Origin of the sequence: Butyrivibrio fibrisolvens (assembly GCF_023206215.1) — a bacterium.
Classification (GTDB): Bacteria; Bacillota; Clostridia; order Lachnospirales; family Lachnospiraceae; genus Butyrivibrio; species Butyrivibrio fibrisolvens_C.
Map to the genome: position 1 here is coordinate 1,345,804 of NZ_CP065800.1, position 23,888 is coordinate 1,369,691.

Annotated in this window: 18 protein-coding genes; 15 read left to right on the forward strand and 3 right to left on the reverse strand. The window is 36.7% G+C overall.

What is annotated here, in order from left to right; all coding sequences use genetic code 11:
• Positions 1 to 73 precede the first annotated feature (73 nt).
• The 6 genes from I7804_RS05470 (at position 74) to I7804_RS05495 (ending at position 8,552) form a co-directional block, all read left to right on the forward strand.
• Entirely contained in the window at positions 74 to 2,008 is a 1,935-nt protein-coding gene (locus I7804_RS05470; RefSeq protein ID WP_248405351.1) for a sugar phosphate nucleotidyltransferase, read from the forward strand.
• The gene (locus I7804_RS05475; RefSeq protein WP_248405353.1) at positions 2,008 to 2,955 is read left to right on the forward strand and encodes a glycosyltransferase family 2 protein; all 948 of its coding nucleotides are present in this window, start codon (positions 2,008 to 2,010) and stop codon (positions 2,953 to 2,955) included. The genes I7804_RS05470 and I7804_RS05475 overlap by 1 nt, the downstream gene beginning before the upstream one ends.
• 604 nt (positions 2,956 to 3,559) lie before the next feature.
• A complete protein-coding gene (locus I7804_RS05480) occupies positions 3,560 to 4,255 on the forward strand; it encodes a glycosyltransferase family 2 protein (protein ID WP_248405355.1) in 696 nt (231 codons plus the stop codon).
• 1,052 nt (positions 4,256 to 5,307) lie between these two features.
• A complete protein-coding gene (locus I7804_RS05485; RefSeq protein ID WP_248405357.1) occupies positions 5,308 to 6,186 on the forward strand; it encodes a glycosyltransferase family 2 protein in 879 nt (292 codons plus the stop codon).
• A 645-nt stretch (positions 6,187 to 6,831) separates the two neighbouring features.
• On the forward strand, positions 6,832 to 8,070 hold the full coding sequence (locus tag I7804_RS05490) for an ATP-binding protein (RefSeq protein ID WP_248405358.1): 1,239 nt from the start codon (positions 6,832 to 6,834) through the stop codon (positions 8,068 to 8,070).
• A complete protein-coding gene (locus I7804_RS05495; RefSeq protein WP_248405359.1) occupies positions 8,070 to 8,552 on the forward strand; it encodes an RloB family protein in 483 nt (160 codons plus the stop codon). Before I7804_RS05490 ends, I7804_RS05495 begins: the two co-directional genes overlap by 1 nt.
• A gap of 387 nt (positions 8,553 to 8,939) precedes the next feature.
• Here I7804_RS05495 and I7804_RS05500 read toward each other — a convergent pair whose 3' ends face one another.
• The gene (locus I7804_RS05500; protein ID WP_248404858.1) at positions 8,940 to 10,232 is read right to left on the reverse strand and encodes an IS110 family transposase; all 1,293 of its coding nucleotides are present in this window, start codon (positions 10,230 to 10,232) and stop codon (positions 8,940 to 8,942) included.
• Positions 10,233 to 10,634: 402 nt separating this feature from the next.
• Between I7804_RS05500 and I7804_RS05505 the strand changes: the two genes are divergently transcribed.
• Complete coding sequence (locus I7804_RS05505) at positions 10,635 to 12,464, forward strand: ATP-dependent nuclease (protein WP_248405360.1); 1,830 nt, start codon at positions 10,635 to 10,637, stop codon at positions 12,462 to 12,464.
• Positions 12,465 to 12,861: 397 nt separating this feature from the next.
• Here I7804_RS05505 and I7804_RS19250 read toward each other — a convergent pair whose 3' ends face one another.
• Together I7804_RS19250 and I7804_RS05515 are read right to left on the reverse strand one after the other, a co-directional pair.
• The gene (locus tag I7804_RS19250; RefSeq protein WP_334303703.1) at positions 12,862 to 12,996 is read right to left on the reverse strand and encodes a mobility-associated LCxxNW protein; all 135 of its coding nucleotides are present in this window, start codon (positions 12,994 to 12,996) and stop codon (positions 12,862 to 12,864) included.
• A 75-nt stretch (positions 12,997 to 13,071) separates the two neighbouring features.
• A complete protein-coding gene (locus tag I7804_RS05515) occupies positions 13,072 to 13,308 on the reverse strand; it encodes a transposase (RefSeq protein WP_248405361.1) in 237 nt (78 codons plus the stop codon).
• A gap of 75 nt (positions 13,309 to 13,383) precedes the next feature.
• On the opposite strand from I7804_RS05515, the gene I7804_RS05520 reads away from it, so the two are divergent.
• The 8 genes from I7804_RS05520 (at position 13,384) to I7804_RS05555 (ending at position 23,837) form a co-directional block, all read left to right on the forward strand.
• Complete coding sequence (locus I7804_RS05520) at positions 13,384 to 13,755, forward strand: hypothetical protein (RefSeq protein WP_248405362.1); 372 nt, start codon at positions 13,384 to 13,386, stop codon at positions 13,753 to 13,755.
• Positions 13,748 to 14,332: a HigA family addiction module antitoxin gene (locus tag I7804_RS05525; protein ID WP_248405363.1), complete on the forward strand. Its 585-nt coding sequence runs from the start codon at positions 13,748 to 13,750 to the stop codon at positions 14,330 to 14,332. Before I7804_RS05520 ends, I7804_RS05525 begins: the two co-directional genes overlap by 8 nt.
• A gap of 85 nt (positions 14,333 to 14,417) precedes the next feature.
• Complete coding sequence (locus tag I7804_RS05530) at positions 14,418 to 14,825, forward strand: ImmA/IrrE family metallo-endopeptidase (RefSeq protein WP_248405364.1); 408 nt, start codon at positions 14,418 to 14,420, stop codon at positions 14,823 to 14,825.
• Between the two features lie 344 nt (positions 14,826 to 15,169).
• A complete protein-coding gene (locus I7804_RS05535) occupies positions 15,170 to 16,765 on the forward strand; it encodes an AAA family ATPase (protein ID WP_248405365.1) in 1,596 nt (531 codons plus the stop codon).
• A 228-nt stretch (positions 16,766 to 16,993) separates the two neighbouring features.
• Positions 16,994 to 17,662: a flavin reductase gene (locus I7804_RS05540; RefSeq protein ID WP_248405941.1), complete on the forward strand. Its 669-nt coding sequence runs from the start codon at positions 16,994 to 16,996 to the stop codon at positions 17,660 to 17,662.
• Positions 17,663 to 17,878: 216 nt separating this feature from the next.
• The gene (locus I7804_RS05545) at positions 17,879 to 19,471 is read left to right on the forward strand and encodes an AAA family ATPase (RefSeq protein WP_248405366.1); all 1,593 of its coding nucleotides are present in this window, start codon (positions 17,879 to 17,881) and stop codon (positions 19,469 to 19,471) included.
• Positions 19,472 to 19,589: 118 nt separating this feature from the next.
• A complete protein-coding gene (locus tag I7804_RS05550; RefSeq protein WP_248405367.1) occupies positions 19,590 to 22,019 on the forward strand; it encodes a YfhO family protein in 2,430 nt (809 codons plus the stop codon).
• Between the two features lie 234 nt (positions 22,020 to 22,253).
• Positions 22,254 to 23,837 carry an AAA family ATPase gene (locus tag I7804_RS05555; RefSeq protein WP_248405368.1) on the forward strand — a complete coding sequence of 528 codons (1,584 nt, stop codon included), beginning with the start codon at positions 22,254 to 22,256 and terminating at the stop codon, positions 23,835 to 23,837.
• Positions 23,838 to 23,888: the final 51 nt, after the last annotated feature.

Genomic DNA, 23,888 nt, shown 5'->3' on the forward strand with positions numbered 1-23,888 from the left:
TACTAAATGTATGCTATAATCTAGATGTTCAGTAATTATATCTGAACATCTATTTTTTTCGAAAGGAATTATTATGAATAAAAATAAAATTAATCTTTTTGTTCCTGGACGTTTATGTATTATCGGTGAACATAGCGACTGGGCAGGCATTCATAGAATGACTAATGCTGATATAGTACCTGGTCAGGCAATTGTTACAGGTATTGAGCAGGGAATATATGCAACTGTAGAGAAGTCAGATAAATTTATAGTTGAAAGCCCTCTTCCTATGTATCATGGGGAGTCCCTATCTTGTGATATGGATACCGATAAACTACTGGAAGTTGCCTATAATGGTGGCTTCTTCTCCTATGTTGCTGGAGTAGCATCTTATGTGAATGAGAACTATCACGTAGAAGGGCTTAAGATCACAATCACCAAGATGGATCTTCCGATCAAGAGCGGTCTTTCAAGTAGCGCTGCTATTTGTGTTCTTGTAGCCAGGGCGTTTAACAGGATGTACAATCTTCATCTTAATACTATGGGAGAAATGCGAATTGCCTATAATGGAGAGCAGAGAACCCCTTCGAGATGCGGTAGATTAGATCAGGCCTGTGCATATGGTGTTAATCCCGTTAGGATGTTTTTTGACGGAACAGAAGTAAGTGTCAAGACTCTTACTGTTAAGTCACCGTTATATTTTGTAGTAGCTAATCTTAATGCAGGCAAAGACACTGTTAAGATACTTGCAGATCTTAATAAGTGCTTCCCGTTTGCTCAGAATGACACTGAGAATAGTGTTCAGGAAGCGCTAGGCAGAGACAATGTTGTTTTTATAGACAGGGCTTGTCAGGCTATTGAAAAAGGTGATGTCAAAGCTCTTGGTCAGGTAATGATTGATTTCCAGCATAATTTTGACAAGAAAGTCGCACCAGCTTGTCCAGAACAGCTTACAGCACCTGTTCTTCATGAGATATTAGAAGATGAAGCAATTAGAAGTTTATCTTATGGTGCAAAAGGTGTTGGCTCGCAGGGTGATGGAACAGTTCAGTTCCTTGCAAAGGATGAAGAGAGTCAGAAGAAGATAATAGAATATCTTAAGAATGAAAAGAATATGGAAGGCTTTCCTCTTACATTAAAGCCTAAGAAGGCTGTAAGAAAGGCTATTATACCTGTTGCAGGATTTGGCACAAGATTATTCCCTGCTACTAAAGCTATTAAGAAGGATTTCTTCCCAATTCTTGATACAGATGGAATATTAAAACCTGTACTATTGATACTGCTTGAACAGCTTGTAGAAGCTGATATCGAGGATATTTGCTTAGTAATAGGTGAGGAAGAGCGTCCGCTATACGATATGTTTTTTGCTAGACTATCATCAGAAAATTATGACAAGCTATCTGATGATAAGAAGTATTATCAGAATCTACTGATGAGTCTTGCACGTAGAATAACCTATGTATACCAAAAGGAGAGAAAAGGTTTTGGTCATGCAGTATATCAGTGCAGAGAGTTTACTAATGGAGAACCGGTTCTGCTTCTTCTTGGGGATATGATTTATAGATCTAATACTTCACAGAACTGCATGCAGCAGATGATTGATGCTTATGAGAACTGCGGAATGCCTATGATAAGCATGCATACAGTTGATCCTGAAGAAGTAGTTCACTATGGTATCATGCATGGCCAGTGGGAAAATAGCGATCAAAGGTTTCTGAAACTTGATGAGATCAAGGAAAAGCCTACTGTTGACTATGCTAGGGAATATCTTAACGTGGCAACAAGAGAATCCGAAGAGAACTATTATGCGGTCTTCGGACAGTATATTCTTACACCGGAAGTCTTTGAGAATCTTGAGAAGAATATAAAGAATAATTTATTAGAGAATAATGAGATACAGCTTACAACAGCACTTGAACAGACAAGATCATCAAGTGGTATGATGGGACTTGTAATAGACGGTAAATCTTATGATGTGGGACTTCCACAGGCTTATGTCAAGACGGTAAGTGAGTATGGAGAGAGATGATGGACAGGAAGAAGATAGATATAGTTATTCCTTGTTTTAATGAATCAAAATGTGTTGACCTTATATATAAGGCTCTAAAGAAGCTTTTTGAAAGCGAACTAAGTGGTTTTGATTGGAGCATTCTTTATATAGATGATGGAAGTCAGGACGATACTTTAGAGCATATAGTAGGGCTTTCTAATAGCGATAATAGTCATGTAAGGTATATCTCTTTTGCCAGAAATTTTGGTAAGGAGTCTGCTATATATGCAGGTCTTGAGAATGTAGATGGTGACTATGTGGCTCTTATGGATGCCGATCTTCAGCATCCACCGCATCTGCTGGTGGAGATGCTACATGCAATTGAAGATGAAGGTTATGACTGTGCTACAGCTAGGAGAGTTAAGAGGGAGAAGGAATCTAAAGTTCGTAATTTTATGTCTAACGCTTTCTATAAAGTGATTAATTGGGCTACAGGCATGAAGCTGGCTCCTGGCATGACTGATTACAGACTTATGAAAAAGCAGGTCGCTGAAGCTATTGTATCTATGAGAGAGCACGAGCGTTTTATCAAGGGTATCTATTCTTGGATAGGCTTTAGATCTAAGTGGATTGAGTACGAGAACGTAGAACGCGTAGAGGGCGATAGTAAGTGGAATTATAGAGGATTGTGGAATTATGCTAAGACCGGTATTATTGCATTTGCAACCACACCTCTAAGAGCTGTTATATATTTGGGATTTCTTGTAATAGGTATATCATTTGTATATGCAATTAGATTGTATATCATGTCTGTTACAGGTACTCGCCCATGGCAGGATACGACTACTATTATATTACTGTTGCTATTTCTTGGAGGCGTGATTATCTTGCTTCTTGGGGTTATTGGGGAGTATCTGGCTAGGATTTATATGGAGGTCAAGAATAGACCGATTTATATTGCTAAGGAGAAAAAGTTGGATAAGTAGTCATGTTTAACATTATTTTCTCGTTTAAGTTTTTGTTATGCGAATGTTCAACACAAAAAAATGAAGTTCAAGAAACTGCTACATAAACATTCTGGAATTGACAGTAGATAGTATTGGATATTTGAAAGAACTTTGTTACTAACGTTGGCTCTGCTGGTATTAAATAATTCATATGTATATAATAATGGAATTAATGTTTGAATGTTAGATTATTCCTTAATTTGTGTCAAACAATAAGACTAGTTAGACTGATTGGTGGAAGATTGCATAATGATGAAAACAAATAATAGAATTGGTACTATAAATGGTATGAAGGGTTGGATTATTTTTGTTATTGTAATATATCATACATATAACAATATGTATCATTACATCTAAAAACCCGCTAAAGACGGTTCCGATAAAATCTAATCCAGTAGAAATAAAGTATATTAACGGAGATGAACCGATCGGAGTGTTTGTTCCGGCTGGAGACTATAGATTGGGTGATGCGCCTTTACCTTGTACTATGACGTATGATGAAAATGTCTTTCTTTTTGATTCAAATGATATAGGGAAAGGCTTTTATTCGAAATAATTAGGTTAAACATGGAGAGACATTAAAATGGATATGAAGAATTACAAGCTTTCAGTAGTTATACCTTGTTATAATGAAAAAGATAGTATTACAAAAATAATAGATAAGGTATTGATGGCTCCTATCGATAATAAGGAGATTATAGTCGTTGATGATCTTAGCAATGATGGAACTAGAGAGGTTCTTGAACGAGATATTAAGCCGTTGGTGAGTAAAATTGTATATCATGAAGAAAATTCAGGTAAGGGAGGTGCACTGCGTACAGGATTTGCACATGCTACAGGGGATGTTGTAATAATACAAGATGCTGATCTAGAATATGACCCTAATGAATACCAGAAGGTAGTAGAGCCTATAATTAAAGGTGAATGTGATGTGTGTTATGGCTCAAGATTTTTAGGTCAGCAAGCGAAGGGCTATTTTTCTAATCGGATAGCTAACAAAGTTCTTACTAAAATTTCCAATTTATTTACTAGCCAGAAACTTACAGATATGGAAACGTGTTATAAGTGTTTTAAGAGGGAAATAATACAAAAAGTTGATATTAAAGAAAATCGTTTTGGATTTGAACCAGAGATTACTGCAAAAGTTTCTAATATGGGTATTAAGATAAAAGAAGTTCCTATTTCATATTATCCTAGAACAAATGAAGAGGGGAAGAAGATAGGAATTAAGGATGGATTTAGGGCTATTTATTGTATATGGAAATACAGAAAAGGATGATGTGTAGTTTATCGGAATTTGTTAATTGATAATAACTAATATCAATAGTTTGTATTGGTGTTGAAATGACGAAAGTCCTCATCTATGAGTACTTGATATCAAAAATACTCGTTTTTTGCAGGAATTTGGATACATATATATTTACTTTGTAAGTGAAACAGTACTAATCACGAAGCACAGTTTGGCAGACTAACAAATTCCGGTTGGAAGCATTGGAAAGAGTAGCAGAATGGAATAACGCCCTATATATATTTGAGAAATTATCTCAAGGATATGGTTGCATTAACAGGTACGTATAGTTGAGTATATGCAATAGCTGAGTGTATCAATTTTGATCAGGTAAATTACTATGTGGATGATTACATGGATTATTACTACAATGACAGATATGTATGGGAGCTGGCTTATCTGTCTATCAATGAGTACAACAAATGCGTAACAAGAAGGAGGAACCCATTAAATATACCTAATCTACCTAAGCATCCGGGTAAAGAAATGATGCTTAAATTACCGTATGAGGATGTCATGTATAACGTCTGTTGTTGGTTTAGTCTTTTAATGAGGAGCACAATATAATGAAAAGGTTTAAAAGAAAATTTCAAATAATCACATCAAAACTTCCAGGATATAAACATTGATACCGTGTTCTGTTAACAAAATGTGAACACTATGCTCGTTGGCTTGATAGGGGTGAGTTTTACAATGTATAATTTGCAAAATTGAAATGGTAAATTTATCTTACCACGCACATTTTTCTGAAGCTGCTATGATACTTCCATCATTATCTTTAGATACATATACATGATGTTCATCAAAATAAATGATGTATTTTGAGTAACGCTACCTTTGAAGAGTTCTTGTGTATTGAATGAAGAATGTAAAGGAATACCGATTTTGAGCTTTATCTTATGCTATAATTAAGATGTTTGGAATTCTCCAGACATCTTTTTTCTTACAATAATTTAATTAGTATTTCAAGGACAATGACATGAACAAGATTGATATTGTAATACCATGTTTCAATGAAACTAGATGTGTAGAGCTTATATATAATGCTTCAGAAAGACCTGTTCAGTACAGAGCTTAAGACTTATGAGTGGAGTGTATTGTATATAGATGATGGAAGTCAGGACGATACCTTAGAGCGCATAGTGAAGCTTGCTGGTACGGCTGGCAGTAACGTGCGATATATCTCTTTTGCCAGGAATTTTGGTAAGGAATCTGCCATATATGCAGGTCTTGAGAATGCAGATGGTGATTATGTGGCCCTTATGGACGCCGATCTCCAGCACCCGCCGCATCTTCTTGTGGAGATGCTGCATGCGATAGAAGTAGAAGGCTATGACTGCGCAACAGCTAGGAGAGTGAATAGAGAGAAGGAGTCCAAGATCAGGAATTTCTTCTCTAATGCTTTTTATCATACTATCAACTGGGCTACCGGTATGAAGCTGGCTCCGGGCATGACAGATTATAGACTTATGAAGAAGCAGGTTGCTGATGCTATTGTATCTATGAGAGAGCATGAACGCTTCATCAAGGGTATATACTCCTGGATTGGATTTAAGTCCAAGTGGATAGAATATGAGAATGTTGAGCGTGCCGATGGAGACAGTAAGTGGAATTATCGAGGCCTGTGGAATTATGCTAAGACAGGTATCATTGCGTTTGCAACTACGCCGCTAAGAGCAGTTATATATTTGGGATTTCTGGTAATAGGTATATCATTTGTATATGCAATCAGGTTGTATGTAATGTCTGTTACAGGTGCCCGTCCATGGCAGGATACGACTACTATTATATTGCTGCTACTATTTCTTGGCGGCGTGATCATATTGCTTCTTGGGGTTATTGGGGAGTATCTGGCTAGGATTTATATGGAGGTTAAGAATAGGCCGATTTATATTGCTAAGGAGAAGAAGTTGGATAAGTAGTGGAAGGGATGGCTTTTTTCTCATCCTTCTCCTTCCTATAAAAGTCCTTTAATCTTGGAAGCAGATGTTCCGCAGAAAAGAAACAGTGTGTTCGGAACAAAGAGATCCACTTTGAATCTTTTTTAATAAGGGCAGCAAGAGAATCTATTCCATAGCGCATATCCGTTCGGCCACAAACGACATAGACAGCGGGGAAGTAATTAAAATCAGCATCTTCAAGCATTGCGCACCACCTTTATAACCTTTGCAAGCAAAAGCTCAGAGGTATTCTCGGTGATCTCAATGGAAATGCCGTTGATTGATATGATTACCGAAGAAGGAGTTGGAACTGTTGCATCAGTTGTACAACTTGTGCAACACGGTTCCGAAATTTGAGAAGAGATGGGGATAATATCTGGAAGCTGGGATTCAACAAACTTATCCCTAAGCTTACGCTTCCAGTAATAGAACTGATCTTTTGATAGCTGTAAATTAGAGGCTATTTCTTAAAAGCTTATTTCTTAAAATCTAGAATATAAAAGTGAAATTTGCAAAAAAACAACAAAAAATGTTTTTATAAATTGACTTTTCCAAATTATAAGCATATACTCAAACTAGAAAGGATGGTTTGAGTATATGCTTATTCAGTTTTCTGTAAAAAATTTTATGTCATTTAAGGAAAAGGCTGTTCTTGCATTAAATCCATCAGTAGATACAGCGCATCCGGAAAATATAAATGAGATAAATGGCTATAAGTCATCCAATCTTGCAGCAATTTATGGAGCCAATGCGTCTGGAAAGACAAGCCTATTTAAAGCGATGACAGTTGCGCTTAATTATATTAAGAGCTCAAATCTTATCCAGATTAATCAGCCAATGACAGCAATAGTCCCTTTCAAATTTGATGAGATGACGGTTAAGGAACCCTCTGAGTTTGAGTTTATCTTCGTCGCTGGAGATGGCAATAGATATGTATATGGTTTTGTTGCTGATGCAATGCAAGTTCATGAGGAGTACTTATATAAGTATTCTAGCCAAAGACCTACATTGATTTTTGAGCGTAAAGGTGAAAACTACGAGTTTACATCGCAAAAGCCTGTTCTAGAGCCACTTGTAAGGTTCAATACACTAAATAAGCTTTTTCTTGCTACAGCAACTAACTGGAATACAGAGTGTACAATGATTCCATATAAGTGGCTTACAGAGAAAATGACAACCTTTACAGATGCGCAGAACATAGCCAATATTTCTATGGATCTGTACAAAGGTGTTGATAAAGACGAGTATATTGATTTTACAGAGCATTTACTTCAGGTTGCAGATATCAATATTTCAAAAATAAATATTGAAGTTAAGAAAACCAGGGTAGATACTCCAATAACTGTTCCAGTAACACAGGCTATGATCAATGGGCAACCTGTACAAACAATGATGACACAGGAATTGGAACGTATAAATGTATTAACAGAACATTTGATAGGTGAAGAAGGCAATGTAAAAAATTACCCATTGGGTATAGGAGAAGAGTCATTAGGTACGAATCAGCTTTTTATTTTAGGACCTTTTTTGAAAGATGCCTTTGAAAAGGGTGTGACGGTAGTCATAGATGAGATTGATAAGAGCCTTCATACATTTATTGTAAGGCATATTATAAATATGTTCAGAGACAAGGAGATTAATAAAGCTGGTGCACAGTTGATTTTTACAACGCATGATACTTCACTGATGTCATTGTCTACATTTAGAAGAGATCAGGTATATTTTACAGAAAAGAATAATAAAACCGGAGTATCGGATCTCTATTCTTTAGATGAATTTCCTGTTAGAAAGACAGATAACATCGAAAAGGGTTACCTTCTTGGGCGTTATGGTGCAATCCCTTATATTCGAGGGGAGGAACTATAATGACCAAAAGAGATATATCCCTTAAGAAGAGAGGAACTAAGGCAAAAAAAGAAAGAGTCACATACTTGATCGTGGCCGAGGGAAGAAATAAGACTGAAACGATGTATCTATCCCATTTTCAGGAGCAGGGAAAAGATTATTATATACGTTTTGTAAAAGCAGGTAATAAGACAGATGCAGAATCTCTATATAAAACGCTGACTGCAAAATGGAAAGAGCTGGGATTGTCTGCTGCAAGTGGCGATAAGGGTTTCGTTGTGCTTGATATAGATAATGATTCCAACAAAGCTGAAAAGGTCATTTCGTTAATCAAAGAGAACAAGAATGAAGCTATTTCATTCATTGTATCCAACCCAGTATTTGAGATATGGTTTCTTCTTCATTATAGGTTTACAACAAAGTTCTATGCAGATGGTGATGCGGTTATAAAAGACTTAAAAAAATATATACCTCTCCATATAATCAAGTGTTTTCTTCAGTAATTTCAAGTTTTTTTCTATCCTCAGTATGAGTAGAACTTAGGTTATGGAGTAATCCTTGTCTATAAATGACAGATATATAGGTATAAATGGGTACTCCAAATAAAACGTCTTATGATTACGATTTAAATGGCCTCGATGTATACCCATCCCTATATGGCAGCTCACCTCTCATGTCCAACAGGATCATCCCAGCAAGGGGAGTCCTCACTTCCTTCGTTCTGCCTATCCATAACCAGGGTGCCAGCTCAGCTAATCAACAGGGTCAAAGCCCTCCGGAAAAAATTCCTGCTGGCTACCAGCTCACTCTTTGTTTGTTACTGATCCAAAACACTTTGCATTACAGCACCTTGCGGTGGACGCTTCCTGTAATAGCTGTGAGTTGTGGGATTATGCAGCTATAAGCTTTGCTCCTCCCGGATACTTGATGTCCTCAAGCATCTTTGATGCATCGTAGCTGACTCCTTTTACAAGGACTACATGGAATACTCTTATCAGCTTACAGGCTACTGCTGTTACCGACTGCATCTTCTTTAACGGATTGTCATTTCTGGTAGTGTAATAATTATGGATCTGCTTGAATTCTGCATTCTTTCCGATAACCGATATGGCTGCCTGAATGAGCAGATATCTCAAGCGCTTTCGCCCTCTTTTACTTATCTTGGTCTTGCCATTATGCTTTCCAGAACTGTCTTCTACCAGTTCCAATCCAGCAAGTTTCTGAAGTTCTTTGGAATTATCAAAGCGCGTGATATCTCCAACTTCCGCTATAAAACCTGCTACTGTTATTATCCCTACACCCTTTATCTCAAGCAACTTATCCACATGCTTTATCTGAAGGGTGAGGTTCTTGATCAGATCATTGATCTGTTCAAGCCGTTTTGTCTGTGTCTCATAATCCTCTATGAGATCCTTTATTTCGATTCTGGCCTCAGTAAGACCTTCCTTAAAGCCTATACTGTTCAAAGCCCTATTAAATATGGTTATGGCCTTCTTATGACCATTTCCACGCAGTTTTGCGTCCTTCCATATCTTAATGATACCTTCAACACCAATCTCTATTATATCTTCCGGAGTAGGTGCATTCTTTAAAAGGAGTATGCCTCCCTTGGCATCTATATGTGTATAAATTCCTTTGTATTCAGGGAAATATACGCTGATCCATTTATGAATCCTGTTCTTACAACGTATCTGCTCCTCTACCAATGTAAATCTACGGTTTGAAGCATTTCTGAGTTCCGCATATATTCCTGATGGCATATATGTGTAGAAGTAGCGGCCATCTCTTACGAGATTAGCAATGACCTTAGGATCTTTACAGTCATTCTTTGACGGACTGTTATCGTCAAGCTCTTTGGACTTATGTACATGATGAGGATTAACCATGACAAACTTTATATTTTTGCCATTCATATACTGCCCAAGGTTAAACCAGTAGTGCCCCGTGGGTTCCAGACCTACAAGGGTAATCTCAAGGTTGTTCTTGTCCATCAGGTCATTTACTACATCATGGAAAGCGTTGAATCCCTCCATTGAATTGGTGAATGGGATAGGTCTTCTGGTGAGTTCGATTCCTCTCCAATCAAAAGCCCTGAAATAGTGCTTAACGCTTCCAACATCAATACCGACAATCATTGTCTTTTCTGTCACTTGTCTAATCTTTTTGTTTTGTGTAGAATTCATTTGTAGATACCTCTCTTTTTCTGTTTTTGCCAACTTCGACGGGTCAGCAATAAACAGTTTAACTGAGGTATCTCTTAATATCCAGAACTACTTGTTTCATCTACACTTTGAATTATACAGGAAGCTAATTATGAAAAGAATTTCGATAGTTATGAATTATGCAAAGATAAGTTATCGGTAGCATTGGAGAATGTTAATAAGCTTACACAGAGGTACGAAGGAGTAAATTGGCCATCAAAAGATTGTAATCCAAGGACAGATGTGGCGAATCTTATTCGAATTATTACAGGATGAGCGTTGTGATATTATAGCTTGGCAATACGATGTGACTCAAAGTGAACTTGACCAACGGATTCTATCAATTTGGCGGACTGAGCATACACTAATTAGGATGGATAAGCAATGAATAATAGAATAGTGATAAAGTCAATAAGGATAAAGAATTTCAGAAGTATAAGAAATGAATTAATTGAAGCTAAAAATCTAAATGTTTTTGTTGGACTAAACGATGTTGGAAAATCAAATGTATTGAAAGCACTTAATCTGTTTTTTAATGGGCAAACTGATTATGGGCAGCCTTTTAATTTTCAAAAAGATTTTTCATACCTTTTTCCGCAAAAAAGTCATGGAACCAAAGAAATTGTTATAGAAATAAAATTTACTATACCTGATTCATATAAGGAAAAAGGAGAATTTACCTGGCGTAAAGTATGGAGAACAAACGACTATACATCTGAAAATATTACAAATGCTGAAGGAGAAAACCCTTCTGATCGGTCAAGAGTTCCAGGTACGTTAAAGAGGATTAAATATAGATATGTTCCTGCTGTGAAAAGCAAAGAGTATTATAAATCGCTATTGTCTGATTTATATTATACAGTTTCGGCAGTATTAGATAGTCCACTTGAAAGCTCAGTTAAAAGCTTTTCAGATGTTCTTCGAACATATACAGTTCAAATAAGCAATGAGGTGAATTTTAGAGTTGGACTCAATAGTAAACTATCAATACCAGATAATTTGAGCGAACTATTTAGAACGCTTGTTTTTCAAACAAAAGGAGAGGAAAGCGATTATGTTATTCCATTAGACATGCGTGGTGATGGTATACAAGCAAGGCACATTCCTATTATTTTGAAATATATTGCTGATGAAGACCAGAAGACGAGAAATCAGGGGTCTATGAAAGTTGCCACAATTTGGGGATTTGAAGAACCAGAAAATGGCGTAGAATTATCAAGAGCATTTTTAATGACAAAAGATTTTATGGATTATTCGAGTGATATTCAAATGTTTATTACAACGCATTCCCCAGCGTTTTATACTATTGATAATACTGAATCGTCACAAGTGATTTTTGTTTCTTGTGGGGAACAAAACTTTGGAACAAGATTGATTCCTGGAGATAATAAGACGTTAATTGGTGAAAAAATGGGGTTAATGCCTTTAGTAGCGCCATATATTGCTGAAAAAGAACGGCAAATCGAAGAGGCGAAGATTAGAGCTGATCAAAATGGTTTTACTGATGTTTCGACAATATTTGTTGAAGGAAAAACGGATAAACAATATCTTGAATTAGCGATTAAATATTTTTCACCAGTATTGCATGATATGATTAAGAAGAAAAAGTTGAGATTGTATACAAAAGATGGAGAAGGAGGATGCTCGAAATTAGTAGATTTAGCATATGCTTGGATCTATAGTGGAAATAAGAGTAAACTTCTTGTTTTATTTGATAAAGACAAAGCAGGTATTAATGCTAAAACAACGTTGACGAATAGTGATATTTATAAAAATAAGAGATCTAGTGCGCAGGTAACTGTTAAATATGTAGAGCCTTCAGATGAAATAAAAAGTATATATAGAAGAAAAATAGATATACCGTATGAAATAGAACATTTATTATCTTATGACTTTTGGAAAATTATTGACAAGAAGGGATTCACTGCTAAACGAAGTGCATATGAAATAATGAATATGTTAGGTGATAATTATGCTATTGATAAAACTGCTTTAGATTGTATTACAAATATAATAAAAGATGAAAAATTGCTGAAAACAATAGTTCTATTGGAGCCAATGAGGGATAAGAAGGATAAAATATATAATTTACTAAAGGCTGCTAAAGAAGAAAAACAGATTGAATATTTAGCGGGACTTAGACCGACAGTAGAATTGATGGAGAGAGTGTTTGCTGATTCGAGGGGGGAATTTAGTATTACAAGTTACCTATAGTTGTTATTGATAATAAGGATGAGATTTTTAAGGCATATTTAGGTCAACAAGAGTATAATCTGATTGACTATTTTGAGATTCGCATATATATAGATTATATGTGATCAATCAAGATTTTGTATCTTTTTTAATTGTTTTAAATCTGATATTAGTCTGATGGATAAATATGAATGAAATTAATAAATTTGACAGAATAATAATAGGAGCAGGATTGTATGGCCTTTATGCAGCACTTTTTTGTGGGCATAAAGGGGGTAATCAAACTTTGTGAGGGTTTGTCAAAGTTTATGAGGGGTGACTCTTTTTTTGATATTGTTCGTGAGGGGTGATTGTGAGGGTTGTTCGTGAGGGGCAAACTTGAGGGGCTGGAATTGTTATGCCAGACCCTCTGATATAGTTACAATAAGATAGGATAATCTATTCCGTGTTCATTAAGGATCGCCTGTAGTTCCAGGATATAGTTGTACTGTTTTTCTATCTCAATCCAGTTACCTTGACAGAGAGTTTCAGCTTCCTCTATTTCTTGTAACAATATTTGATAATCAATTCATTTGATACATTTGTGGTCTTTACTGAAAGCACAATAATCAAGCATTTTCAAATCCTCCTAAAAATCATCATCTTCTAAATAAACAACAGGGTTATAGTCAGATATACCGTTAAGTACAGGTACAGATCTGGTTGAATACAAGAAACGGTTGCGGAAGTGCTCAAAGGTCTTGAAGCCTTTGCCCATGCGCTTCAGATCCTTTATCTTCCTGTTTATTGATTCGATTGGACCGTTGGAAAGCCTGCTGCTATAGGCAACAATCGCGATATTGTCGTGGTTGTTGCCTTTATTCATGGAATGATATTGAATAAAACTAAACAAGTGGTATAATAAAATTACCCGATAGGTAATCTAAAAGGAGGGCATTATGTGGAAATAATATATAGCGACTCAAAAGTCGAAAACCAATGTACGAGCATAAAGAATGCGCAGAAATTATTTGGCGGTAACAAGGCTTTGGCTCTAAGTTTACACGCAAGGATTGCTGCACTTAGTAGTGCAGAGATAATAAAAGATATTATTGTACAACCACAATTTAGATTTCACGAATTGCATGACAAGGGCAAGAATAAGTATAAAGGGTATTTCGCAATTGATGTAAAAACCAAGAAGGAACCTTGGAGAATAATACTAAGGCCGCTTGATGATAATAAAAAACCATTTGATCCCTGTAATATAGATGAAATTGCTGAAATTGTTGAAATTGTTGAGATTAAGGAAGTGAGTAACCATTATGAGTAATTATATTGAATATAAAGATAAAGTCGCATTTCATCCAGGATACTACATAAAGGAATTGGTTGAAACAAGTGGACTTACACAGGAAGACTTTGCGAAGAGGCTTGATACTACACCAAAGAATTTGAGTATTCTTATTCGCGGAGAACAGAGATTATCAAATGACATTGCAATGAAGTTATCAAGACTTACGGGAACGACTATTGGATATTGGCTTAATCTTCAAAAAGGATATGACACTTTAGTAGCAGAGTTTGAATCAGACAAAGAATTGGAAAATGAAAAGAAGGTATTCGAATACCTGGATTATAAGTATTTCAGAACTAATTATGGACTTCAAGATCATCCTAGGAAAAAGGAAGCGCAAATTGCAGAGACGAGAGGATTCCTTAAGGTTTCATCATTAACAGTCCTAAAAAAAGAAGATATGGCTGCGAACTTTAGAAGTAAACTCGAAATGAGTGAGTCCAGTGTTGTTAAAGCAAATGCTATGGTTCAGATAGCAACAAATAAAGCTTTGGAAGTAGAAGCCCCTAGGTTTGATAAAAGAAATTTGAAGAAGCGGTTCGTTATGCGTTGACTCAGACAACTAACCACAAGGAATTTCTTAAAAGAATAAAAAAGCTTTCTATAATGCGGGAGTTATATTTGTGGTATTGCCCAATATGACAGGATCAAATACCAATGGTGCCACAAAGAAGATTGGTAATAATATTATGCTTATGGTTAATGACAGAAGACTATATGCCGATACCTTTTGGTTCACATTGTTTCATGAAATAGGGCATATCATGAATGGGGATTTTGGAATATCCTTTGATAAGGAGAAAGGAGAAATAGAGGAAAGAGCTGATATATATGCTCAGAACATGCTTATTAATCCAACTGATTATAAAGAATTTTTGAGAGAGAACAGATTCGATACTTCCTCTATAAAAAGATTTGCAGAGAAAATAGGTAGAGATCCAGGTATTGTTTTAGGAAGGCTTCAGAATGACAAAAAAGTTGGGTACACAGATAGAACATTAAATATGCTTAGACGTAGGTATAAGGTTGTCGTGGGACAGGTATAAGAGCTGGTGTCATATAGTTGAAATGGAGATTTTTTATAAAATTACTGAAAACATAAAAGCGAACGTAAAAGTGAACGCAAAAAATAGCGTTCACTTTTACGTTCGCTGCTAGTTTGTTATTTCTTTTTACTATTCTTATTTATAGATAAGTGCAGAATAACGTATAAAAATAGTAGCACACGAAGCTGTTATAATCAGTGTATAATAGGAATAGTGGTGATATTTTGCTAAGTTAATACACAGAAAAGAAGGCTGATTTATGTTTAATATAGAAAAGAAAGATAATGGTATGTAGGAGCTGGTGATTCAGATTAAGACTAGCAAAACAGTCTGTTGGAGGACCTATGGGATTATTTCTTAATCCGGGAAACGAGAATTTCAAATCCATATTAAATGGAATATATGTTGATAAAACCGGCATTATCGAGTCTATTAACAAGACAATAAATACCACTGACAAACTCACGTGTATCAGCAGACCACGCCGTTTTGGTAAATCATATACGGCTAAGATGTTGTGCGCATATTATGGAAAAACATGCGATTCATCATCTCTTTTTGATGATAAAGTGATCTCAAAGTTTGATTCATATAGAAAGCATTTAAATAAATATCAGGTGATCTATCTTGATATTACAGGCTTTATTTCTAGCTCTAACAACATAGATGGTATCGTTAAAAAAATCAGAGCATCAATAATAGATGAAATAAAAGAAGAGTATCCTGATATGCAGGGTAATTCTCTTGGCGAATTGCTTGTTAATGTGGCAGAACATTCTTCTGATAAATTCTTTTTTGTAATAGATGAGTGGGATGCACTTTTTAGAGAATATAAGGAGAAGACTAAGCTTCAGGAAGAATATATAGATTTCCTCAGAGAAGTATTTAAGAATGGCAATGTGACTGATAGAGCTATTGCAGGAGCTTTTATGACCGGAATCCTTCCGATCAAGAAATATGGGCATCAATCTGCGATTTCTGATTTCAGAGAATATACAATGATACAGCCCTCAATATTTGCTGAATATGTGGGTTTTACCAAAGATGACATTGATAATCTTGCATCTAGCTATACAGTTAATAAAGCAAAGCTTAAGAAATGGTACGACGGATATTCTTTTGCCCAAGTTGGAGATGTTTATAATCCAAACTCTGTGTGTCAGGCAGTAAGAACCGGTGTATATGATTCATATTGGTCCAAGACAGAGACATATGAGGCTTTGCTTGAGTATATCAATTTGGATAAGGATGGATTACAGGCAGATATTATTCAGATGATTGGTGGGAATGAGATGCCTGTAGATACCGCTACATTCCAAAATGATATGACATCTGTTCAGAGTAGAGATGATGTGCTGTCACTCCTTATTCATTTGGGATATCTAGCTTATGATGCTAATACAGGAAAAGCAAGAATTCCAAATGAAGAAATCAGAAGGGAGTTCATCAGTACAGTTCGTATTGGAAGTCATGATGCTACGACCAGAATCATCAGGAATTCTGATCAGCTTATAGCAGACACTATAGATGGAAATGAAGAGGCGGTTGCAAAGGCGGTGGAAGAAGCTCATAGCGCAGGAACATTTGGAATATCTCCGTTGTTCTATAACGATGAGCAGGCGCTACGTTCTGTCGTTAAGTTTGCATACATCAGCTGTGCTAATAACTATATTAAAGTTGAAGAGCTTCCTTCAGGGCGCGGATATGCAGATGTAGTGTATATTCCTAATCCTGGCGAGAGATTGCCGGTACTTCTTATTGAATTGAAGATGAATAGTAGTGCTGACGGCGCGATTAAACAGATTGCAGAAAGAAATTATCCTAAGATTTTTGAAAACATTAGTGGTGAAGTTATCCTATGTGGCATTAATTACGATTCGAAGACAAAAAAGCATGAATGTAAAATTGAAAAGATGATCTTTCCGTTGGATTCGAAGTGAGTTGTAAAGAATTACTAGACTTTGAGACAAATTGAAGAAAAGAATTATTCAAGGTCTCTGATAGATGATGGAATGGATACACTAATAAAATATGGTGTGGCTTGTTACAAAAAGAGGTGTAAGGTAAAAATGGCGTTGTGATGATAAAGCAAATTCAATAGAAACCAAATAGTAAACTGTAATAGTATAACACTCACAGTCTCAAAAGGAGGAAAGGTTATGGCTGAAATGAACACCAAAGCAATGTACAAGTTATCCTACGGTCTATTCGTTTGCACCGCAGTCAGAGGCGACAAGATGAACGGATGTATCACCAACACTGCAGTTCAGGTTGCGTCAGAACCTAATAGAATATCTATTGCTATCAATAAGGCTAACTTTACTCACGACATGATCAAAGAGTCAGGAGCCTGCAACATATCTGTCATCAGCAAAGAGGCAAGCTTCAACCTTTTCAAACACTTCGGTTTCCAATCCGGAAGAGACGTTGATAAGTTCGCACCGGATGCTATCGATGCCTTATCAAAAGCATTGAACGAAGGCGCCCAATCTAAGGTATATGAGATTGCTGATAACGGCATCCCATATATCACTTCCGGTACCAATGCATACTTCTCCCTTAAGGTAGAGCAGGAAGTTGACCTTGGTTCACATACACTTTTCATCTGTGAGCCGACATTTATGACAGTTCTGTCTGATGTACCTTCATGTACATATGAATATTATCAGAGCGACATTAAGCCAAAGCCCCAGGCAGTAGGCACCACACCAAAGGGCGAGACTATCTGGAGATGCAGGATCTGCGGTTATGAATATGTCGGTGAGGAACTTCCGGATGATTTCATCTGTCCTATTTGTAAGCACGGCAAGGCAGATTTTGAGAAGATAGTAAAGTAAACGACTAAAGAAATGCACTTTGCCAGTTATCAGATGCTCTATATGCTAGCATTAGATAACTGGCACAAGGCAGTTTCTAAAGTCATATATTATAGATAGTGAGATTGTATGGTATGGAAGTATAAACCGATTATCCCGAGCAAATCCCCAAGACAATTTAATGAGAGTTAAGAGTAAAGAGACAGCGCTTGGACTTCTGGAGATGGAGTAAAACAAATGGGTATATATTTAAATCCTGGAAATGAAGACTTTAAAAGAATAATAAGATCAAATTACATAGACAAAACAGGATTGATAGATATCATCAATTCCAAAATTGGCACAACCAATAATCTTGTGTGTGTCAGTCGACCCAGAAGATTTGGAAAGTCATATGCTGCTCAGATGCTGTGTGCATATTACGACTGCACTTGTGACTCTAGAGAATTGTTCTCGAATTACCAGATCTCACAACTAGATGATAAGCCTGAGTATCTCAATGCATTTAATGTAATCTATCTCGATATCACAAGCTTTATATCCAATCTCAATAGTAAAAGTAGTAGTATCAATTCTATAGTCAATGATATACAGGATGCTGTGATAAAGGATATTGCTGCAGTTACAGATGTAGATTATGAGGATTCATTTACAGGTATACTTCTGAAATATGTAGGACAATCCGGCAAGAAACTTATATTCATTATCGATGAGTGGGACGCTATTATTAGAGAAGCCAAAGATAATAGTGAGATCCAGACCGCATATTTAAACCTGCTTAGGAGTTTGTTCAAAAATGGAAACTTCACCTCGAGAGCGGTAGCTGCAGCATATATGACAGGAATACTCCCTATCAAAAAGGATGGAACAGAATCTGCAGTTTCAGATTTCGATGAGTTTACTATTATCAATCCGGGACGTTTCGCTGAGTATACAGGTTTTAACGAAGATGATATAGAGAAAGTGTGTCAGAAATCAAAAACAAATATATCGGAAGACGAACTGAGAGAATGGTATGATGGTTATTCTTTTGATGGAGTAAATCCAATATACAATCCCTATTCGGTGATGCAGGCAATTGAAATGGGGAGACTGGAATCGTATTGGCGTAAGACTACAGCTGCAGAGACATTGTTTACTTACATCAATATGGATTTTAAAGGCTTGCAGGAAGATATAGCCAGACTGATTGCCGGGGAATATATTCACGTTGATATTAACAGTTTCAATAATGATGTTGAGAATTTTAACAGCAAAGATGATGTCCTGACACTGCTTATCCATTTGGGATATCTTGCGTATGATTACAACACACAGATGGTCAGAATTCCAAATAAAGAGGTTAGAACAGAGTTTGAGTCTCTGTTAAAAAATGAGAGCAGATCTAAACTTGCTGATTTGGTAAAAAAATCTGAAAATCTTTTCAAGGAAACACTTGAAGAAAATGGTAATGCTGTAGCAAAAGTTATTGATAATATAAGATGCTCAGAATATGCTCCCACTTTTTATAATAATGAGCAAGCACTTAGGTATGTAATTAAGTTTGCATATATTTGTTGCATTGATTCCTATCAGAAGGTCGAAGAATTACCATCTGGTAAAGGAGTGGCCGACGTAGTATATCTTCCTAAGAACGATTCGAATCTGCCGGCGATGATCGTTGAGCTTAAATGGAACAAGACTGAGTCGGCAGCGTTACAGCAGATAAAAGAAAAGAATTACCCAGCTATATTGAAGGATTATTATGGGGATATCTTGCTGGTTGGAGTGAATTATGATGAGATTACCAAAGAGCATAGCTGTGTGATAGAGAGATTATCTCGGAAGTAATCTTATGAGAAGATATTAGATTTTTGTAAGAAAGAATAAAACTGAAAGTCGTATTATGATAAAGCAATAAGATGTGTTGTCATAATCATAAAGGCTAGACTATTCTCAGGCAAAAAATATGAAAACGCAGTATAATACTTTGAATCAAATTGAAGATTCCGAACTTAACAGGATTTATGAACAGGATATGTTATCTGTTCAAGATCGGTTTCCAAAGCATACGCAGATTGCATATCATAACACGATAATCGCAGGAACCCTTGCATTTTGTATACCTGCCGTATTATTTCTCATGCTATGCGCAGTACGTCGTATCACGCCTTTTGGCGACAGAACATTCCTATACGAGGATATGAAGCAGCAGTACATGGACTTTTATGCTTACTATAAAGCAGTACTCCATGGAAAAGACGGATTCTTATACTCTGCTCATTCAGGCCTTGGCTCCAACATGCTTGGAACCTGGACCTATTATCTGACAAGCCCATTCCTTATCATTTTCGCTCTGGCCCCTGAACGTTTATTCCCAGCGTCAGTTACATTTATGACTATGCTGAAGATCGCAGCCATAGGACTTACAACATGGGTATTTCTAAGATCTATTCATTTAGAAGATATTAATGGTAGTGCTATCAGCTGCCATAGTGATCAAAATGCAGTCCTAAGCACACAAGACATTATAGTCCTCATCTGTTCTACAGCCTTCGCATTCAGCGGCTGGGTAGTTGCCAATATGACCAACTCCATGTGGCTTGATGCTGTTATCGTCATGCCCTTATTTGCTGCAGCCTATGTCAAAGTCCTTAGGTATTATGGTGAAAAGGATAATGCTTATAACCAAAGACCTATAATCTACTTGCTATTATCAGTAATGGCCATTCTCTACGCCAACTACTACATCGCCGCAATGATCCTACTATTCGCAGGAATCTTCACAGGTATACTATTTGTATCAAAAGAAATACATATCAAAGAAGCTCTGCGCCTATTAGAAGGCGTAGTACTAGGAATAGTATGTGACCTGTGGTTCCTGATTCCTGCTTTCATGTCCCTTGCCGGCAGCAACAAGGATCACTCCGGTAAAAGCGCTGATGCATTCGCACACTTCCTCCCTCTGTCCAGCGCGCAGGAGATATCGTTATCTCCGATCAAGCTAATCTCTAAGCTTTTTAGCGGCAGCTATGACAGTATCGAGATCATGGAAGGGCTTCCCAACATATATTTTGGCACTGCCTTACTCATCATCGTGATCATGTTTTTCTTTAATTCAAGGATAGCACTCAAGAAGAGAATTATTGCAGGAGTTAGTTTATTTACACTTGTCCTCTTTTTCTGCGACAAGCATCTGAACATCCTAGCTCATGGAGGTACGCAGCCTTATGGGTATCTGTACAGATATTCATTCCTGTTTTCATTTGCATGCATCATTTTAGCTTATGAAGAGCTGATGAATCTCCGGGAACATAATGTAAGCCTGCTTGTGTCATTACTTCTTACCTTGATATCGCTGCTGATCGCATGGAAATCCGGCAGCAGGTTCATGACATCCAAGATTGTAGTGATTAACATAGCCATAGTCCTTGCAGCAACAGCTATAATGTGGCTCATTACTAGAAGAACTAAGAATATAAAGCTCCGCAAATACGCCTTGATCTTACTGGGACTTATACTTATAGCCGACTTATCCTTCAATTTCATCAAAGTATATGCATCCTCATCCATGATGGCCAGAAGCGCCTCTGAATATAGTTCTAAGGCAGCAGTCATAGAAGCTGACCTTAAATATATACGAGACAATGGCGATGATTCATACCGCATAGTATCGCTTGATCCCATGACACCAAATGAAAGCCTTCATTTTGATTACAAGGGAGTTACATCCTACAACAGCCTGCTACAGATAGAGAACAGACTCCTTCTATACAGGATGGGCTTCAATGATAACGGTCTGTATGCTCCCTACGAAGCAGGTAATACCAGATGCGCCGATGCTCTTCTTGGCATCAAGTACATCATAACAGATGGAAGCCTTAAGCCAGGACCTGGCCAGAGAGCCTTTACAGACAATATCATAGAGAATGAATATGTATTGCAAGATAAAATGATAACGTCAAGCGATGTGGAAGCACTTCTGGCAATAATAGATGATAATGACAATCCCTTTGAAGTTCAGGAGAAGTTACTAAACTATCTATGTGGTGATAATGATTTAAAAAATCCCTATCCTCAAAATGATGCTGATTACACTACAGTATTCTCCTACGCGGGTGTTAATCCCCTAAGCGCATCCTCGGATTCTGCAGAATACCTGATCACTGCCACTGCAAGTGGCGAACTCTATTTCTACATGAACCGTGTCAACATGGAAGAAAGATCTCTGCAGATATATGTAAACGGCGAGTTCATCTCCATGTATGGCAACGCCTCCTGCCAGAAAGTGATAGACCTTGGCTACTATGAGCAGGGCGAAGAAGTATCCCTACAGATCATAACTGATGGAAGCCCTGTGCCTGCTGACATAGTAGTGGCAACAGAGATGATCAGATGACACCAAAGACATGATAACACTAGCATTAAAGATTTTTGTCATATCTTACCTTGCGAAGTAATGTATGTCAGATATAATGTAGACCTACTTAGAATCAACAGGATGGATATTGTGACATATGACAGAATGTATGTGATACTATTATAAGTGGATTATCCAAATCTAATAAGTTAATGCAAACTACTATAGTTAAACAATACGGATTTTCAGACAGTAACCAAAACGGAGATAACTATGGGAATTTATATAAATCCTGGTAAAGGCAGCTTTATAGAAGCTATTTCATCAGATATATATGTTGATAAGACAGAGCTTATAAAGTATACCAATTCAGTTATAGGCACACAGCAAAAGTATATATGCGTATCAAGGCCGCGAAGGTTTGGTAAATCCATAACCGCGTCAATGCTATGTGCATATTATGACAGAACAGTAGATTCTAGAGCTGAATTTGAGAGATACAAGATATATACTTCTGATTCGAAATATGATAATGAGAAGTATATCAATAAATATGATGTAATTCTTATCAATATACAGGATTTTTTATCTGAAGCTAAGAATGTGGATAGGTTGATCATTAATTTAAACAAGGCGTTAACTTGGGAATTGACAAGAGTGTATGAGGATGTGGATTTTTACAACTCTGAAAGCCTTGTAAGAGTTATGCAGGATATCTATGCCCAGACCGGAAGAAAGTTTGTGATCATTATAGATGAGTGGGATTGTGTTTTTAGAGAGAGAAAAAATGAACCGGATGCTCAGATGATGTATTTGGATTTTTTAAGAGAGTGGCTCAAGGACAAAGTATATGTAGCATTAGCATATATGACAGGAATTCTGCCAATCAAAAAATATGGAACGCAATCTGCTCTGAACATGTTTGACGAGTTCTCTATGGAGAATCCGGGGGTTTTGGCAGAATATGTCGGTTTTACAGAGGATGAAGTTCAAAAGTTGTGTATCGATAACTCGATTGATTTTGAAGAGTGCAAAGTGTGGTATGACGGATATAGCTTCCCTAAGTGCAGATCGATATATAATCCCAAGTCTGTAATATCAATGATCAGAAGTGGTGAATTCCATGATTATTGGAATCAGACAGAGAATTATGAAGCGCTCAGAGAATATATTGATATGGATTATGATGGGGTCAAAGAATCTATACTTGCAATGATGTCGTATGAAGAGAGGCAGGTTAATGTTGGCAGCTTCCAAAATGATATGACAACATTTTCCAACGCGGATGATGTTCTTACGCTGTTGATACATTTGGGATATCTTGGATATAACAGTCAGAGCAAGACTGTCTTTATCCCCAATAAAGAGATAATGCAGGAATTTGTTACTTCAACCACCGCAGGGCCTAATGCGTGGGATGAGGTGATCAGATCTGTAAAGAATTCCAAAGAACTTATGGCAGCAACCCTTGATGGAGATGAAGAAAAAGTTGCAAGTTATATTGAAAAAGCTCATTTGGAAACATCTCATTTGCAATACAATGATGAAAATGCTTTATCCTATACAATAGCATTAGCATATTATGCTGCAAGGCAGGATTATACGATTATCAGAGAATTGCCTACAGGTAAAGGTTTTGCTGATCTGGCATTTATTCCGAAGAAAAGTAGTAGAAGCCATTTACCAGGTATCATTGTAGAACTAAAATGGGATAAAACTGTAGATACAGCTATTAACCAAATAAAAGAAAAAGAATATGAAGGTGCGTTAAAAGACTTTGTAGGCGAGATAATCCTTGTCGGGATAAACTATGACAAAACAAGCAAAAAACATCAGTGCAGGATACAAAGGATCTAATGATCACAAAGTTATAAATACATAAATCCATTATCAGGATAACTTCCAAAA